Raw genomic sequence first — 17005 nt, 5'->3', positions numbered from 1 at the left:
GGGAGTAGATTGATCATGATGCGTTGGCTCACAGCAATTACACAGCGAAATCTGTTGAATATGGCTGTTGTCATATTTATCGCCCTAGCTAGTAGTTTCATCGTGACTAATCCTGTTGTTTGGGCTGCTTCTAGCTTGGGAATTGATCATGGTCATCTAACTGCTTGTCCGAGTTCGCCAAACTGTGTTGTGAGTCAAGGTGCGGATGCAAAACACGCCATTGACCCGATCGCTTATCATGTAGACCGGGATACAGCACGCGCAACCTTACTCAAGGTTCTCACTGTTGTCCCCCGAACAGAAGTGATAGAACAAACAGATAATTACATTCACGCTCTTTCTAAAAGCCGCATCTTCAAATTTATTGATGATGTGGAGTTTTATTTTCCGGTGAATGAATCAGTGATTCATATCCGTTCTGCATCTCGTGTGGGAGAATCTGATCTTGGTGTCAACCGTAGGCGTTTAGAGCAAATTCGTTTGGCTTTGCGAGATTTGAAAATTTAAGTTGCAGTGCGATCGCTCAGTTACCAATTACTTCATAGCCTGCTTGAATTGCAGTATTGTAGATTGTAGCGATCGCCTCATAGTCTGGTAAATCTACAGCAGCGAAACCCTTGACACCAAATTTGGTCATGGCGGTTTGAAGTTCTGCATCAGGTTGCAGTAAGGCTGTTTGAATCTGCCCAATCACTGATTTATCTAAATGTGGTGCAGCGACTAAAGGCGGTATCGGACATGGGCCAATCACTTCTACTACTCGCAAATGTTCAGATAACTCAGGAAAATCTCGTAGTTCTTGCTCCAAAACTACACTATCAATCCCCGCGCAATCTGCAAGCCCATCCACCACCCAACGTATCGAACGCTGGTGAAATCCTGATGCTATGGTCTTTCCAAAAAAGTTTTTTGGGTGTTGACCTTCTAATAACCGATGTCGGAGCAGATTATAACCACTATTAGAGCCGAGGTCGTTGTAACACAGAGTTTTACCAGCCAAGTCTGCAAAACTATACAGATGACTATTGGCATTCACAATCACATCCGTAAAGTAAACAGGATGGTTTTGATAACGTGGTGCATCCAGCACTGGCGCAACTATGGGTTGTAGTTGATTTTTCGCTACTTGATTATATCTGACCAGAGGTAAACCACAAATAAACGCTAAATCTAGCTGGTTTGTTAAGATTATTGGGTCTTGTAGCGGGTCATATTGACTTGCTTGTAGTTGGGTTTCGACTCCCAAAATCCGACCAACATAACCCACAATTGCTTCATAAAACCCAAACCAACTCGGTGCTAAGTAAGATATGACTCGCAGCTTTGTTAGTTCACTCACTGATGACTCTCCAAATCCAATTCATTTTGCAGTGTGGGAACTATCATTAGCTTGCGATATGACCAATGAATGCTGAGGAAAATTAGACTCATTAAGGTCAAAAACATAATCTTGAAAACTATGCCATAGCTTTTAGTGTGCCACCACAATCGCTGAAAAAACGCTGTACCAATCAACACAGGCTGCCACAAGCTTTGATTAATGTTCTGAGAATTATTTAAGCCGATAGTTAAGGATGCTGTATTTTGCTGTGCAACTGTCATGGTTACTACCTTTTGCGCTATGCCCTATAAATACGGTAATTCGATAGATTTAGTGATGTATATTAATATCGCATAGCTTGAGGCCACAAGCAAGCTTTTATCCAAAATGTAGAGATGTTGTATAAAATATATCTACGTATTAGATGGCAGAGAAATCATGTTTAGTAAAGCAAATGAGTATCAGCCGCAATAGTAAATATTGATTCATTGTAATATTTGCAACATTTTCTATAAGTGAAATACTTCAAGCGATCGCCAGAGTTAAAATAAATGTAAAAGTTTAGCAAAAATACTCATAATTAATAATCACTGGCAACTAATTCCCCATACAGCTTTATGGCTGTGATATTATGGGAGACTGCTGCATATATTTAGAAAAACTAGAAAAATAGATCATGGCTCTGACGCAACAGCGCAAACAAGAAATCATTTCCAACTTCCAAGTTCACGAAACCGATACTGGTTCGACTGATGTCCAAATCGCAATGTTAACCGAGCGAATTAACCGCCTCAGCGAACACCTCCAAGCTAACAAAAAAGACCACTCTTCTCGACGTGGTTTGCTTAAGCTAATTGGTCATCGTAAACGCCTACTGGCTTATCTCCAGCAAGAAAGTCGGGAAAAATATCAAGCTTTGATTGCTCGCCTTGGTATTCGTGGATAGGGACTATCGCTTATGTCTGCTGAAGAATCTGAACGCAGTCGTTTGCCTTTTGAACCGAACAAAAAACGCCAAAAACCTGTAAAAGTTCAAAAAACTCCCATCAAATCTAATATTTCCACAGAATCAGCCAGCCAGAAACAGCCATTTACAAAAGAAGAAATGGCTATTCCCCAAGTGGTGAGTCAGAGGATGATTCGGCGGGTGGCATTTTTTTGTGGTGTCCCCACAGCCTTGGGGATTACTACATTAGTAGTTAGCTATCTACTAGCGACACAAGCCCAGATCAAAATAGCTCCTGTTGCCGTCTTACTGGTTAATATGGGGCTATTTGGTTTAGGTGTGTTAGGCATTACTTACGGCGTTCTTTCAGCCTCTTGGGATGAAGAAAGACCCGGAGGTTTACTTGGAATCAGTGAGTTTTCCACCAATTTCGGACGTATGGTAGCGGTTTGGCGCGAAACTCGACAAAAGAACCTCTGATAATTGGCGCTCAGGTATTCAGATAACTCAGTATTGGGTAATTTGCGTATAAATGTTGAAGTTAAAGTTATATAACTTCAACATTGCTAATCCAGAAATCTACTATCTGATGTCACCCAATATCCAGTAGTTCCAAGACTGAGCGCCTTATTTTTTTATAAATATAAATGTTAACTTCTCATCACTAAAAATTACGCACTACACTGAGAAGTACGAGAATATAGTTAAGCTTATTCATTTGATATAGCGGTAGTCAGATATGTTAGGACAATTGAAAAGCTTGAAAACCAGGAATAATAAGACTTTTTCCCCTGCCTCCTGCCTACTGCTATATTTCACTCAAATCATCAGGTAATTAAAAATGATCGTAGTCATGAAGATTGGTTCCCCAGAGGCGGAAATCAACCGCATTGACGAGGAACTAACTAGCTGGGGACTAACACCAGAAAAAATTATAGGTAAACACAAAGTTGTAATTGGTTTGGTAGGTGATACTGCGGATTTAGATCCCCTACAAATTCAAGAAATTAGTCCGTGGATTGAGCAAGTATTGAGGGTAGAACAGCCTTATAAACGCGCCAGTCGTCAATTTCGTCATGGTGAAGCTTCGGAAGTGGTGGTGAATACTCCTGATGGTGCAGTTGTATTTGGCGAACAACGTCCTTTAGTGGTGGTGGCTGGCCCTTGCTCGGTAGAAAACGAAGAAATGATTGTGGAAACAGCACAGCGAGTTAAAGCCGCAGGTGCTAAGTTTTTACGCGGCGGTGCATACAAACCCCGGACTTCGCCTTATGCTTTTCAAGGACATGGTGAAAGTGCTTTGGATTTACTAGCTAAGGCGCGAGAAGTGAGCGGTTTGGGTATAATCACTGAAGTGATGGACGCTGCTGAACTCGATAAAATTGTGGAAATTGCTGATGTTGTCCAGGTAGGGGCGAGAAATATGCAGAACTTCTCGCTGCTAAAAAAAGTCGGCGCACAACCCAAGCCAGTACTGTTGAAACGCGGAATGTCATCCACAATTGAAGAGTGGTTAATGGCGGCTGAGTATATTTTGGCGGCGGGAAATCCCAATGTGATTTTATGTGAACGCGGCATTCGCACCTTTGACCGCCAGTACACCCGCAACACCCTAGATTTATCGGTAGTACCTGTATTGCGGAAACTCACACACCTGCCAATTATGATTGATCCTAGTCATGGTGTTGGCTGGGCGGAGTTTGTACCAGCTATGGCGATGGCTGCGATCGCAGCAGGTACTGATTCTCTCATGATTGAGGTGCATCCCAATCCGAAAAAAGCCCTCTCTGACGGGCCACAATCGTTGACACCAGAGCGTTTTGACCAGTTAATGCAAGAATTGGCTGTAGTTGGCAAAGCTGTAGGACGCTGGCCACAACCGACAGTGGCTTTGGCTTAAGGGAAATACAGCGTATTTTGGGTAAATGAGGCACAAGCATAAAACCCAACATCCTGTAGAGATTTTATATGTAAGGTCTCTACAGGATTCTAAGAATATGCTGCTGTAAGTTTTCAATAGATTTAAATTAACTGTTTGGCTACTCTATCAAGATTTTTGCGAATTTCTAAAGTTGCAACACCAGTGGTTGCAGCTTCATCTTCAGCCGAATATTGGGCGGCAAATTTTTTGACTGCGGCTACAGTTCTTGGCCCATAAAAGGGATGATCTTTGGGTAAGTCTGCTTTGACTACTACATTCAATTCATATTGCAAAATTCTGATGACTTCTTCCGCTTTCGCCATTGTTTTTGGCCCGACTATACCATCTACCTGTAGTTCATAGTCCGCCTGAAAGTTTTTGATTGCTTGTATAACTTTGATGGTTGTGAGTGGGGAATTATCTTTGCTAACCGGAAACCCTTTTGACGCAGCCGCAAAATCTTGAGCTAGATATCCTAATCCAAATAAAATCGAACGGAATTGAGCATTGTTATAGGTAATCATATTTACTAAAGCTCCACATCTTCAAGCTGCAAGATTGAATTACTGAGTAATCGGGTTTTATCGATTAACATTAGCTACACCCATTATTGATGCTATTCCTAATGAAATACATCATTATCAGGTAGCAGTTGAGTTTCAAACCGGGAGTAAACTAGTTCAGTTGTATACCAGGAAGAAAACCAGTATAAATCTTGAATGACTTTACTCGCAAGACTTTCATCGGTTGGTTCAAACTGCACTAATGCTAAATTATTCACGCCTACTACTTCTTTTCCATCTTGAAACCAAGGGGATTTCCAAAACATTAAAAATTGTAGCGATCGCCACTTCGCTTTTTCTGGGCGGTTCCAAGGAGCAATAAAACTTAATACATCAATGGCTAAATCCGCAGTTTGGGTTTTTTGCCGAGGAATCAACTCTAACGCACAACGCCAGTGAGGTCGGGGCGAGTTTTGGCGCTGCCATTTTTTAGCGGTAACTTCCTCCATATCAGCAGGATGATTCCAACCTAACCAATATCGGACTTTTTCTGGTAATAGCCAATTTTTCAACTTGGTGTGAATTAACCGCGTGAGAAATTCTTCATTTTTTAACGCACTACAAGTTAACTGCACCAATACAGATAACAATTGGGAATCAATATCTTGATGAGATAAACGCACCGCCGAACTATAGTGAATATCCCCCGACAAGACAATAACTTGTTGACGTTGGGCAAATAAAGTTGTGAGAAATTGCGCCAATGCTTCTGTATGAATATTCCACGCATCACCCACATCTGTCGAAAAAACCTTGTCGTTTTTTAAATGCCAATGATGAACCCAATCAATCACTTTTAAACCAAAGACATTGGTAGGTGCAATCACAAATGTGGCGGGAATATTGGTTGTTGCTTGTAAAGGTGTTAGCAGTTGTTGTTTTACCGCCTGAGGTGATAATAATCTGGGTGGGGCGATGGGTTTCGCGTCGGCTGGATAACCCCGCCAAGTCCGGGTGTCGAGAACAATTACTTCATGAATTGGGCTGCGGATGGTGTAATGCCAATTGAGAGACTGGGGATGTCTGGCTAAAACTAATGTGGAATAATCTTGCGTAAAAGTTGGTAGGCCTGTGAGAGAATCGGTATCTGGCAGACCAAGATAAAGAGCGATCGCTTGATCGGCATAACTATCTGTACCGTGGGAAGCTGACCAAATTTCCGCCGCCGCCAGCAGTTTTTCCCCAGATTGACCAAAGGTAAATTGTTCGGGTGTATTTCCCCAAGCTTGAAACACACTGTAAGCTAACAGGGCATTCTGCACTGCCCGCCGCCCCAAAGGTTTGCCCAAAACCCGCAAACACCAAGCTTGATTCAAATTCCAGTCATCACTAACATCGTGATCATCAAAAATTGTGTAGGTGGGAATATTCGCCAACGCACGGCGCACTTTTCCCAAAGTATAAATAAATTGTTGTAAATCTTTGACTTCTCGATTCCAGTTTTTGATACCTTGGCGATCGCTAGTTACTTCTGTTCCTGGGGGAAATTTCCGCGGCCAGCATACAGGCGACCAAGTTAATATATAAGCCGCGTAATATTCCCCCAAACTCAGCAGATGACTGTTAACTTTACTGTATTTGTTATGTAATCCGGCGGTGAAACCTGCTTGTTCTGTCGCCACTTCCGCCCGTTGTCTGGTTGGTAATTCCTTGGGAGTGCAGCTAATTGGGCTGACTGGTAACTTTTCTTCCCAACCTAATAAAATATCGCCCAAATGAGTCGCCACCCATAAGGAAGGATCAGCAACATCATCACCATAAATTTGGTCGCCAGTGAGAAACAATTGCTGGGGGCGGCGTTGGGGTTGAGTTGCGGTAGTTGCAATTAAACCATCGAGAATTGGTAACGCATCCAACCCATGTCCATGCGGTTTGCGACAAGAAGCGTGGACAATTTTTAAATTTTGCAGACGGCTGGGAGGTAAAACAAAGGTTGGTTGTTGATGGTCAAAATAACTAATGCTATCTGCGGCAAAATTCTCAGAACTTAATGCTTGCGATAAAGTTTGCTGTTCTGTACCACAGATAAATTGTAAAGTGTAGGCATAGATGCGATCGCCCAGCAGATGATTTTCATCGTGACATTCAGCCGTCACCGCCACAACATGCAGATATTCACCCAAAGCAACTGTAGCGCGTTCCCCAGTAAACAAACAATTTCCTAATGTTGCACCTTGATTTGTTGTTTCATAAATTTTCAGTTCTACCCGACAAGACTGCTTGAGGGCTATCCATACCGTCACGGCTGTTGATTCAGTATGTTGTAGCATTGGCCCTGCCAAAATTAGCGGCAGTTCTGCAATGAACTCACTTCCAAAAGGATACTGCATGAGTGAATTTTATCTGCGTGTATCTGTCTTTAAAAGTTTTGCGCCGGAAAACTCTGACGCGCAACGCCAGTGAGGGAGTCGGGGAACCCGCCCAACGCACTGGCTCAACTTTTCGCTGCGTACATCTGCGGTTAATTGATCTCTATTTTCTTTTTCTGGGAGATAGGCAACTTGCCTATCCCACAAAAATTATACTCAACTCTTGGCAATACCTTCTTGACGCGCCGCCCTTTGTACAGCCGCCGCCACAGCCGGGGCGACACGGGTATCAAACACAGAAGGAATAATATGTTCAGGACTCAAATCGCTGGGGTTGACTAAAGATGCGATCGCACTGGCTGCTTCTAAGTACATTGTGGTTGTAATTTCTTTAGCGCGACAATCTAAAGCACCCCGGAAGACTCCCGGAAAAGCCAACACATTGTTAATTTGGTTGGGGTAATCACTGCGTCCTGTCGCCATTACCGCCACAATTTTGCTAACTAATTCTGGCTGAATTTCAGGAATGGGATTGGCCATAGCAAACACAATGGGATCTTTCGCCATTGCTTGCACCATTTCTGGGGTTAAAACTCCAGGGGCGCTGACACCAATAAAGACATCTGCACCTTGCATTGCGCCGGCTAATGTTCCTTGGGCTTTGACGGCAAATTCTTGTTTTTCTTCTGTCAAGTCAGTGCGGTGAACGGAAAGAATACCTTTGGAATCACACATCAAAATGGTTTGCGCCCCAGCTTTCCGCAGTAACCGCGCGATCGCCACACCCGCAGCGCCCGCACCATTAATGACAATACGGATGTCTGCCATTGATTTGTTAACTAATTTCAGCGCGTTATATAATGCTGCTAAAGTGACAATTGCTGTGCCATGTTGGTCATCATGAAACACTGGAATATCTAATTCCTGACGTAATCTTTGTTCAATTTCAAAACAACGGGGCGCAGCAATATCTTCTAAGTTCACACCACCAAACACAGGCGCAATTTGCTTCACCGCCTGAACAATCTCATCGGTACTTTGGGTAGCTAGACAAATAGGAAAAGCATCAATACCAGCAAATTCCTTAAATAGCATAGCTTTGCCTTCCATCACAGGTAAAGCCGCCGCCGGTCCGAGATTACCCAATCCCAAAACAGCACTACCATCGGTAACAATAGCGACAGTGTTTTGTTTAATTGTCAGATTGTAAACTTCTTCTGGGTTGGCGGCGATCGCTTTACAAATCCTCCCCACACCAGGAGTATAAGCCATTGCTAAATCAGAAACACTCTTCAGAGCAATGCGGCTGGCAATACTAATTTTGCCACCACGGTGTAAATTAAAGGTGCGATCGTAAACATCGATCACCTTAATGTTCGGTAGTTCTTTGATTGCTTGGACAATGGTTTCAGCATGTTCTGTACTAGCCGCATCCACGGTAATATCGCGGGTAGATTCTTGACGGGTTTGTTCAATTAAATCTATTTGCCCCAGATTACCACCACAAGTTGCGATCGCCTGTGTCACTGATGCCAACATCCCGACGCGGTTGGGAATCTGCAACCGCAGTGTCAAACTAAAACTGGAATTAGGAGTTAGGTCTGCCATTGTAATTTTGCAATAGTGAATTTTAGATTTTATATTGAATTGCTGAGTAAAAATCTAGACTAAAACTAAAATCTACAAAGACCCTGACGTTTCCTGCATCACTAAGAAGCGATCGCCTTGAGGGTTAGTCAGTGCGATCGCCTTAATTTTGGTTCCGAATTTTTACATTCAGAATCTTACATTACACAGCTACTTGATGACTAGAGAAACGCAACAGTAATTTATCTTCCTTGTCTCCCTTATCTCCCTTATTCCCTAATGAACCCTAGCTAAACAAATAAATTCACAAATCAAACCAAGTTCCTCTAGCTAATTAATTTCGGAGAACAACATAAGAATCATTCTCATAAACTTTCGTCAAAGTAATTTTCTTGTCAGGCAAAATATAAGGCGATTGAAAATCAAAAATTGAGTTAGCAGTATCTTTTGGAGTTAAGTACTTCCGCAGACGGTTAATTGTCCCAGCACCATTGACTATCTCTTGATTTTTATATTTTTGTTTGAGCTTGTCATACAAACTATTACTGGCTATGACAAAATATCCAGGTTGTTTAGCATGAATATAAGCGTGTACGATAGCCACCTGTCCTTCAGGCGTATTCTCCGGCGCAGGGATATCAAATTTTTTACTTAACAAAGATGTCACGTCTGGATCAATCTCTCGCGGAAACACAGTCCATCGCAATGAAAATTGAGTTGCAACTTTCTTAATTTGCGGATCTAATAAATATGCAGCTAAACTATATTCTTCCCATCTTAAAAAATCAAATGCTATGCGAGTGTTTGATACTTGATGTTCAGAGATAAAATGAATTACATCCTTGACATCAGATGGCATTTTCTGGATTTTCTCACTTGCACTTGCATAAGCATATCCAGATGAAAGAGAGAACACTGTTACTAATGTTAGACTTGCAATCACTAACTGTTTAGCTAATCTTTTATTTCTTATTGAAGAAATAATATAATTAGTCCGTGCAATGATTAAAGCCAGCATCATATTCATAAAAATGTTAGCCCAAAACATAAATCTTGGTTGATAAGTCAGCCCACCTCTAATTAGGAGAATAATCGGGAATGCTAGTGAAAATAAAAACAAAATAGTCCAAATAGCAATAGCGTCATTAACTAGCCAATTTTGGAATCGACGTAGAGTATATATCAAATTAGGCTTAATGTTTCTAGGAGCAGTAATGATTCTATTATTTGCTTTAGCTCCCTGGCTGAACTGAAAATAAATTAGAGGGATAATCCAGATTAACGACAGAAAAACCAGCTTTTTATTATATCGCAACAATAAAAGTAGCATTTGTTGTGCTTGTCTTAACCTTTCTAATTGTGGTTCTCCCCAGATTTCCCTATCATAAATTTTGTTACCTTGGATCAAAAAATTAGCCCCTAATATTTGAGATAATGCTACTGCTATTGTGATGCTGACAATTAATAATGCTGGCTTCCAGCGTTTATGTGCAATCAAAAAAGCTCCAGCAATCAAAGAAAAAAATAAACTTTCTGTCCGACAAAAATAGGCTAAAACAAAGCAGAATATTGCAATTACATAACTGATTTTTTTATCTGATTCCAGATAATTCAATACACTGTATATAGCTATTGAGACAAAGAAAAAGCTATATCCTTCCGACATTGGAGTATGTGCTAAATCCAATAGTAAAGGCGTGCATAGACACATTAAACAAGCTAAAACGCCAGTGCTATCATTAGTTTGTAGAGCAACAGCACGACTAATAAAAAAGAAACCTATTAAAACAAGAGCAACACTAGTCAACTCAATGGCTTTAATGCCTAAACTAATATCAGATACTCCCTGAAAAAGCACCAAGCGCAGAATAAAAGACTGAATAATAAAAGGAACAGGCGGCCAAATTGCTACCCAAGAACTTAGCTCTAAAGCTTTGCTTGGTTCCTGAGCATATTGCATAGCAATTAAAAAACGCGCTCCTTTATCTACAAAGCTTCCTAAATATAATTTTTCGGAGAAAACTGAATAGCTGTAAATAGCAAAAACCACCAACAAAATTAAAATTGTGATGTAATAAGGCCAAGCTTTTAGGAACTTTGTATGATAGTTCTGTTGAAATCTCAGCATTAATTTAAATTTTGTTATACTAGTTTTTAACTTTCTGATTGATAAAATTCGGATACGATAGTCAATCTATCGTCAGACACGATTAACGATCGTACAAAGTTATCAATCAACAGTATTAGTACTAATATCAGTTTTGTGGATTTAGATCAAATTTAAATGAAGATTGTTAATTTTGATACTGAATGGCAAAAAATATAATCAGAACAAATTTAACAGTTAGTCACAGCATATTTTGAGTAAATGAGGTACAAGCATAAAACCCAAAATCATGTAAAGACCTTACATCTAGCGTCTCTACAGTATTTCACGAATATGCAAACTGCTGTATATAATTTAGCTGAAGTCAAACGCCAAAATTACGAAAAAATTGCTCCTGCACAAACAAGAGATATTCACAATAAAAAAGATACTTTTAAATCAAAGTATCTTCAAAGCTAATCACTGAGTATCAGAGCAATAATAAAGGATTTAAAAAGAGAGACTTTGTGGCTAAACATTTAGCAAATATGTTCATATTTTAACAACTTAATACTTTAAGCTTAGAAAAAGTTATCAATTCTTAATATTCAAACGATATATAATATAGGACTCATATTTGATTTATGAAAAAAATCAGTACACCCAAATCAGCCGTCTTTCCTACTCCCTACTCCCCATTCCCTACTCCCTGCTTACACAACTAGATTCAGGAATCAAACCGTATTCCTATAGCAGTAGACAAGCTGGTTTTCAAGCTAAACGTAAGACTTACGTTTAGCTTGAGACTAAAACAACTTATTTACGACTCAGGCTTATATTGGTAACTGGATGATAAACTCTGTTCCCTCACCAGGTTGAGAATTTACCTGAATACTTCCACCATGTTTTTCTATGATAATTTGACGAGCGATCGCTAATCCCAAACCTGTTCCTTTACCCACTGGTTTAGTGGTAAATAAATGATCAAAAATCTTCTGTTGAACTTCAGGAGATATTCCGATCCCATTATCTTGAATGGAAATTAATACCCTATCATGCTCTTCATTTAGTTTGGTAGTAAGTGTAATGCAATTGGGATGAGCTTTAATTTCATCCATCTTACGTCCTACATTTGACTCCTCTAACGCATCGATAGCATTAGCTATCAAATTCATAAACACTTGGCTAAGTTGTCCAGGAAAACAGCGCACTGATGGTAAGTCATCATAATTTTTGACAACTTCAATTGCTGGACGAGCTTGAGAAGCTTTCAAGCGATGTTTGAGAATTAAAACTGTACTGTCAATAATTTCGTGAATATTACAAACGCTGGGTTTTTGAGTATCTCCCCTAGAGAAGGTACGCAAACTTAAGCTGACATCATAAATACGGTTGACTCCCTCTTGCATAGAAGCAATTAGTTTGGGTAAGTCTTCCCGCACATATTCTACATCGACATCTCGCAGAGTTTTAGTAATTTCTGGTGTTGGTTGAGGATAGTATTTTTCATACAAGTCAATTACCTTTAACAAATCCTGTATATACTCATTTGCAGGTTTTAAATTGCCAATAATAAATCCAATAGGATTATTAATTTCATGAGCTATTCCGGAAACTAAATTACCCAAAGTAGACATTTTTTCACTCTGGACTAATTGCAATTGCATTTCCTTAAGATCAGACAGCGAAGACTCTAATTGTTTAGCGTAGTTTTGAGCTTGCTGGTATAGTCGAGAATTTTCTAAAGAAATTGCTGCTTGAGAGGTAATTAAATTTAATACTTTGAGATTTTCTTTGGTAAATGCACTAGCAATCAGTCTATTTTCTAAGTACAATATTCCAATAAATTTACCCTGATAGAATATAGGATTACACAATATTGAAATTGGTTTATGCTTATGAATATAAGAATCAGATTGGTAATTAGCTTCACTAAGAGCATCATTAATGACTAAAACTTCTTGAGTCCTAGCAACATACTCAACTATAGAAGTTGGAATATCTGTACTTGCTTTTACTGGAGCTGATTGCAAGATAATTGAGTTGCTATCAATATCATTGATTGCCTCTATGAACAATTCATTATCTTCCAGCAAAATCAGGCATCCCTTTTGAGCCGCAGCATTTTCCAAAATTATTCGTAAGAGCTTCTCTAAAAGTTTATCAAGAACTATTTCACCACTAATTGCCTGTGAAGCTTTCAGTATTGTTGCTAAATCTAAAACACCATCGTTATTACTTGTTGTGCCTGTATAATTAATTTTAGTTGTGGCAATTGTGCGGGTAACATCTATTGTAGATTGTTTATGATTTACACTACGAATAATTAAATGATTATAATTTTCATCCAAGGCTTGAACCTTCGCTAAAGCACCCCAATGAATATAAACATAATAAGCTTCTGTCATATACATCTTGGCAATTTTTTCTTTACCAAACTCTATATAACATTTGGCTGCGAGTTCATTGGCTAAAGCTTCTTCAGCAATATAACCATTATTTTTAGCTCCAGCAATAGCACGATCATACAAGTCTACTGCTACTTGGAATTGATCTAATACTCTAGCTTTTTCAGCTTCCACCAAATCATATTTATGCTGAAAGTTACATGGTGCTTGTGTAGCCCATTTTCTCATTTGCTTTTGATTAGCAGCTACTTGCCTTAAATATTGCTGCTTTTGTGCAGGTTCAGCTTGATTATAAAGTGCTGTCAAAGCTAAAGAGTAATAAAAATTATTAGCCACATAAATTAGCAGACCTACATTATCTGCATGAGTTTTTTCTGCTAAGACAGCATTTTCTATTGCTAGTTGATATTCGTTAAATAAATAACATACAATTGTTTTACATCCATAATAAAAACCTTTAAAGGAAAAATTCTTCAATAAATCTGATGCCATTGTAATTTCATCAAAAGCCTCACCAATTAACACAGCTTTTGGCGATGACTTGGCTCGTAAATTTAAAGCAGCTTGTCTAAAAAGGCTGGTAGCTGCTGCTAGAGATTCCAGCTTTAGTTTCTGCATTAAATCAACATAGCCAGATATTTTTTGTTCTACTAATTCTAAATTTTCTCCAGAAAGTAACGCATGATAGCCTGCAATTACAGCACAATAACCAGCATTTTCGATATTGCCTAATTCTAGTCCACTCTGCATTCCTTCTAAAAGTGGTGGGATTGTGTCTTTAAGTGGCTCTTTATAAAAACTAATTGTACCATTATGTACAAAGTAAACTGTGGCTTTGAGTGAGTTACCAGCCATATTTTCTAGTAATTCCACTGCGAGCTTTCCTAATTTATACCCTGTTTCAAATTGGTTAAATTTGTCAGTTAAAACAGTACCGTAAGCTGCATAACCATAAGCCGAAACAGGTGATTTACCATATTTAATGGATAATCTCACCATTGCCAGCACAGATAACAGAAATAGAAAAGAGCCTGCTTGGCTAGCAGCAGGAACAATTTGCAATAATATTTGCATAGCTGCTAGTTTATAAGGATCAGACATATCAGGTAATAAGGCTAACTTTTCGATTGGTTTCCCTATCAATGCTATTTTTGTTTCAACTAATGCTGATAACACATGTAGTTGTGTAGGGTTATTTGGTAAGGTTACACCTAATTCTTTGAGAGCTTTGACTCCAATATCAAGAACTTCTGGCATCTGATTTTGTGCCATACAAATCAGCATTCTTACTTCATATAATTTCACCCTATCCAGAATGTTAATAGATCGATTAAGGGCAATATTTCCTAAATAATTAGACTGTTCAAAATTCCCATTTAAATATTCTAACTCTGTGGTTTCTGTATATAAGTTCAATGTGAGTTCATAGCTGGTTTGCCAACTATCTGCTGCCAAAAGCTTTAAACCTATATTTAAATATCTTGCAGCTGCCTCATATGCAGTAGCAGCTTTTGCTTTTTTACCTGCGATCAGATTCAGCTTTGCTAGTTCATATTTTTCTGATTCTTCAGTTAATAAATCCCAGCCAACATTCAATTGATTAACAATATCTAAAATATTTTCTGAAATTAATTCAGCAGGTGTTTGTTCTAGTAATAAACGACCTATTTGTAAATGTGTTTCTTGTTTTCGACTTTCAGGAATTAATGAATAAGCTGCTTGCTGGATACGGTCATGTAAGAATTTATAAGCAATTTGCTTAGAATCAAAAATTAGTTTAGCAGATTCTTCCTGTTCAAAAACTAATGGAATGCGGTAAGCATCACTTAAAGGTAAAATTAATCCACATTGCAATGCAGAGTACAAATCATTTGCCGTACTGGTGAGAGATTTGCCACTAACAATAGAAAGGATATCCAGGGAAAATCTGTTACCAATACAAGCAGCTAGTTTCAATATTTCTTGTGTAGCGATCGGCAGGCTTCTAATTCTATTGGCAATTAATTCTACGATACGTTGATCAATAATTCCAATGCTTTGGATTTTCTCTATATCCCACTGCCATGAACCAAGATTAAAATCAAATTCAAATAATTTTTCCTGATGTAATACCAGTAATAATTGTGTTAGAAAAAACGGATTTCCTGCCGTCTTATTGTATAATAAATCTACTAAAGTTTTTATTTTTATTGAATTATCATTTAGTGTATCAGCAATTAATTGCTGATAATTATCAACTGATAAAGCTCGTAACACAATATTGTTGACAAAATTGTGCTTTTTACTAATTTCTTCAATTGTTTGAATTAAAGGATGTGTAATACTAACTTCATTATTGCGATAAGCACCAATTAACAATAAATATTTAGTTTTTGGGTCAATAATTAACAATTCTATTAACTTGAGAGTAGCAGCATCAGCCCATTGCAAGTCATCTAAAAAGATGACTAAAGGATGATCTTTTGTGGCAAAGACGCGGATAAAATCTGTAAAAACCCGATTGAACCTATTTTGTGATTCTGCTGCATTTAGTGGTGTTACATCTGGTTGTTTGCCTATCACTAATTCCACTTCGGGAATCACATCAATAATAACTTTTCCATAGGACTTTACCGCAGCTAATATTTTACGCCGCCATGTTTCAAACTTGTTGTCATCTTCTGTCAGCAATTGTTGCATTAATGAACTAAAAGCCTGAATCAATGAAGCGTATGGAACATTACGTTGAAACTGGTCGAATTTACCACTAATAAAAAAGCCTTTAGCACGAGTGATGGGTTTATTGACTTCATTGACTACTGAAGATTTACCAATTCCTGAATATCCAGAAACCAATATCAATTCCCGTTTGCCGTGGCTAACACGCTCAAAAGCATCTAAAAGTGAATTAACTTGAGCTTCTCTACCATACAGTTTTTGAGGAATTAGTAATTGACTTAAAACATCTAAGCGACCAGGTGTAAAATCTATGATTTTACTTGTTGTTTCTAACTGTTCCCGACAAATTTCTAAGTCTGCTAGTAATCCTTTAGCTGTTTGGTAGCGGTCTTCTGCATTTTTTGCCATCAGTTTCTTAACCAGGGCGGAGATGGCACTAGGAATTTCAGGGTTTAATGTTTCAATATCTATAGGTTCTTTGGCAATATGAGAGTAAACTAATTCTAGAGGGTCATCACTTTGAAAAGGTAATTGCTCGGTCAATATTTCATAAAAAGTCACTCCCAGAGAGTAAAAATCGCTGCGATAGTCAAGGTTACGGTTCATTCTCCCTGTTTGTTCTGGAGACATATAAACCAAAGTACCTTCTAGTTGATTGGGATTAGCTAGTTGGGTGATTTCTTTATCTAAACGTGATGCAATACTAAAGTCAGTGAGTTTGACAATTCTAGTTTCGGGATTAATGATGATGTTGGCAGGTTTAATATCTTTATGAATAATATTACAACTATGTACAGATACGAGAGCTTTAGCTAATTGAATGGCAATGCTCATAAAACTCTTTAAGTCTTGTTTGCCTTGACTTAGCATTTGTTTTAATGAGTAGCCATTAATATCTTCAAATGCGATCGCCAGCCTATTTTTATGAGTTTCTAGCCTTAAGGTTTTAATTACACCCGATAAATCTAGGTTTGCAGTAATTTTATATTCATGCCTCAAACGAGCGATCGCATCTATGGAAGGATAATCAGCTTTCAGTATTTTGAGAATAATCGGTTGTTGGTCATATACTGATTTAGCACGATAAATAATGGTATCATCTCCTTCATGGAGCATTTCGTTTAAGTCATACCCTGATATTGAATCTACTGCTAACATAATTATTACCTTTGTGAATAAACAAAAAATAGTTAAAAGGTTAACTAT

General features: G+C 38.6%; 12 protein-coding genes. 5 read left to right on the top strand and 7 right to left on the bottom strand.

The genetic code is table 11. The annotated features are described in order from the left end of the window. Positions 1-15 precede the first annotated feature (15 nt). Positions 16-507, top strand: coding sequence for a DUF1499 domain-containing protein (locus tag H6G74_RS07570; RefSeq protein WP_190967095.1), 492 nt, complete (start codon positions 16-18; stop codon positions 505-507). 16 nt (positions 508-523) lie between these two features. Here the strand turns inward: H6G74_RS07570 and H6G74_RS07565 are convergent, their stop codons facing one another. Together H6G74_RS07565 and H6G74_RS07560 are read right to left on the bottom strand one after the other, a co-directional pair. Beyond that, positions 524-1339, bottom strand: coding sequence for a phosphate/phosphite/phosphonate ABC transporter substrate-binding protein (locus H6G74_RS07565; protein ID WP_190967094.1), 816 nt, complete (start codon positions 1337-1339; stop codon positions 524-526). Then, entirely contained in the window at positions 1336-1602 is a 267-nt protein-coding gene (locus H6G74_RS07560) for a hypothetical protein (RefSeq protein ID WP_190967093.1), read from the bottom strand. Before H6G74_RS07560 ends, H6G74_RS07565 begins: the two co-directional genes overlap by 4 nt. A gap of 395 nt (positions 1603-1997) precedes the next feature. On the opposite strand from H6G74_RS07560, the gene rpsO reads away from it, so the two are divergent. The 3 genes from rpsO (at position 1998) to aroF (ending at position 4167) form a co-directional block, all read left to right on the top strand. Beyond that, positions 1998-2267: a 30S ribosomal protein S15 gene (gene rpsO, locus H6G74_RS07555; protein ID WP_190705130.1), complete on the top strand. Its 270-nt coding sequence runs from the start codon at positions 1998-2000 to the stop codon at positions 2265-2267. Positions 2268-2279: 12 nt separating this feature from the next. Next, positions 2280-2747, top strand: a complete 468-nt coding sequence (locus H6G74_RS07550; RefSeq protein WP_190967092.1) for a PAM68 family protein — start codon at positions 2280-2282, stop codon at positions 2745-2747. A gap of 361 nt (positions 2748-3108) precedes the next feature. Next, positions 3109-4167, top strand: coding sequence for a 3-deoxy-7-phosphoheptulonate synthase (gene aroF / locus H6G74_RS07545; RefSeq protein ID WP_190967091.1), 1059 nt, complete (start codon positions 3109-3111; stop codon positions 4165-4167). A gap of 122 nt (positions 4168-4289) precedes the next feature. Here the strand turns inward: aroF and H6G74_RS07540 are convergent, their stop codons facing one another. The 4 genes from H6G74_RS07540 to H6G74_RS07525 form a co-directional block, all read right to left on the bottom strand. Further along, positions 4290-4712, bottom strand: coding sequence for a peptidoglycan-binding domain-containing protein (locus H6G74_RS07540; protein ID WP_190967090.1), 423 nt, complete (start codon positions 4710-4712; stop codon positions 4290-4292). Between the two features lie 98 nt (positions 4713-4810). Further along, the gene (locus tag H6G74_RS07535) at positions 4811-7081 is read right to left on the bottom strand and encodes a PhoD-like phosphatase (protein ID WP_190967089.1); all 2271 of its coding nucleotides are present in this window, start codon (positions 7079-7081) and stop codon (positions 4811-4813) included. 195 nt (positions 7082-7276) lie between these two features. Beyond that, positions 7277-8668, bottom strand: a complete 1392-nt coding sequence (locus tag H6G74_RS07530; RefSeq protein ID WP_190967088.1) for a malic enzyme-like NAD(P)-binding protein — start codon at positions 8666-8668, stop codon at positions 7277-7279. Between the two features lie 313 nt (positions 8669-8981). After that, on the bottom strand, positions 8982-10775 hold the full coding sequence (locus H6G74_RS07525; RefSeq protein ID WP_190967087.1) for a glycosyltransferase family 39 protein: 1794 nt from the start codon (positions 10773-10775) through the stop codon (positions 8982-8984). 312 nt (positions 10776-11087) lie between these two features. On the opposite strand from H6G74_RS07525, the gene H6G74_RS31475 reads away from it, so the two are divergent. Beyond that, complete coding sequence (locus tag H6G74_RS31475; protein ID WP_277927133.1) at positions 11088-11213, top strand: hypothetical protein; 126 nt, start codon at positions 11088-11090, stop codon at positions 11211-11213. A 353-nt stretch (positions 11214-11566) separates the two neighbouring features. On the opposite strand, the gene H6G74_RS07520 is transcribed toward H6G74_RS31475, so the two are convergent. Continuing rightward, a complete protein-coding gene (locus tag H6G74_RS07520) occupies positions 11567-16957 on the bottom strand; it encodes a trifunctional serine/threonine-protein kinase/ATP-binding protein/sensor histidine kinase (protein ID WP_190967086.1) in 5391 nt (1796 codons plus the stop codon). Positions 16958-17005 lie beyond the last annotated feature (48 nt).

Source organism: Nostoc spongiaeforme FACHB-130 (genome assembly GCF_014698475.1).
GTDB lineage: Bacteria > Cyanobacteriota > Cyanobacteriia > Cyanobacteriales > Nostocaceae > Nostoc_B > Nostoc_B spongiaeforme.
The sequence above is the reverse complement of the archived record's forward strand: the minus strand, read 5'-3'. Positions and strand labels throughout refer to the sequence as shown.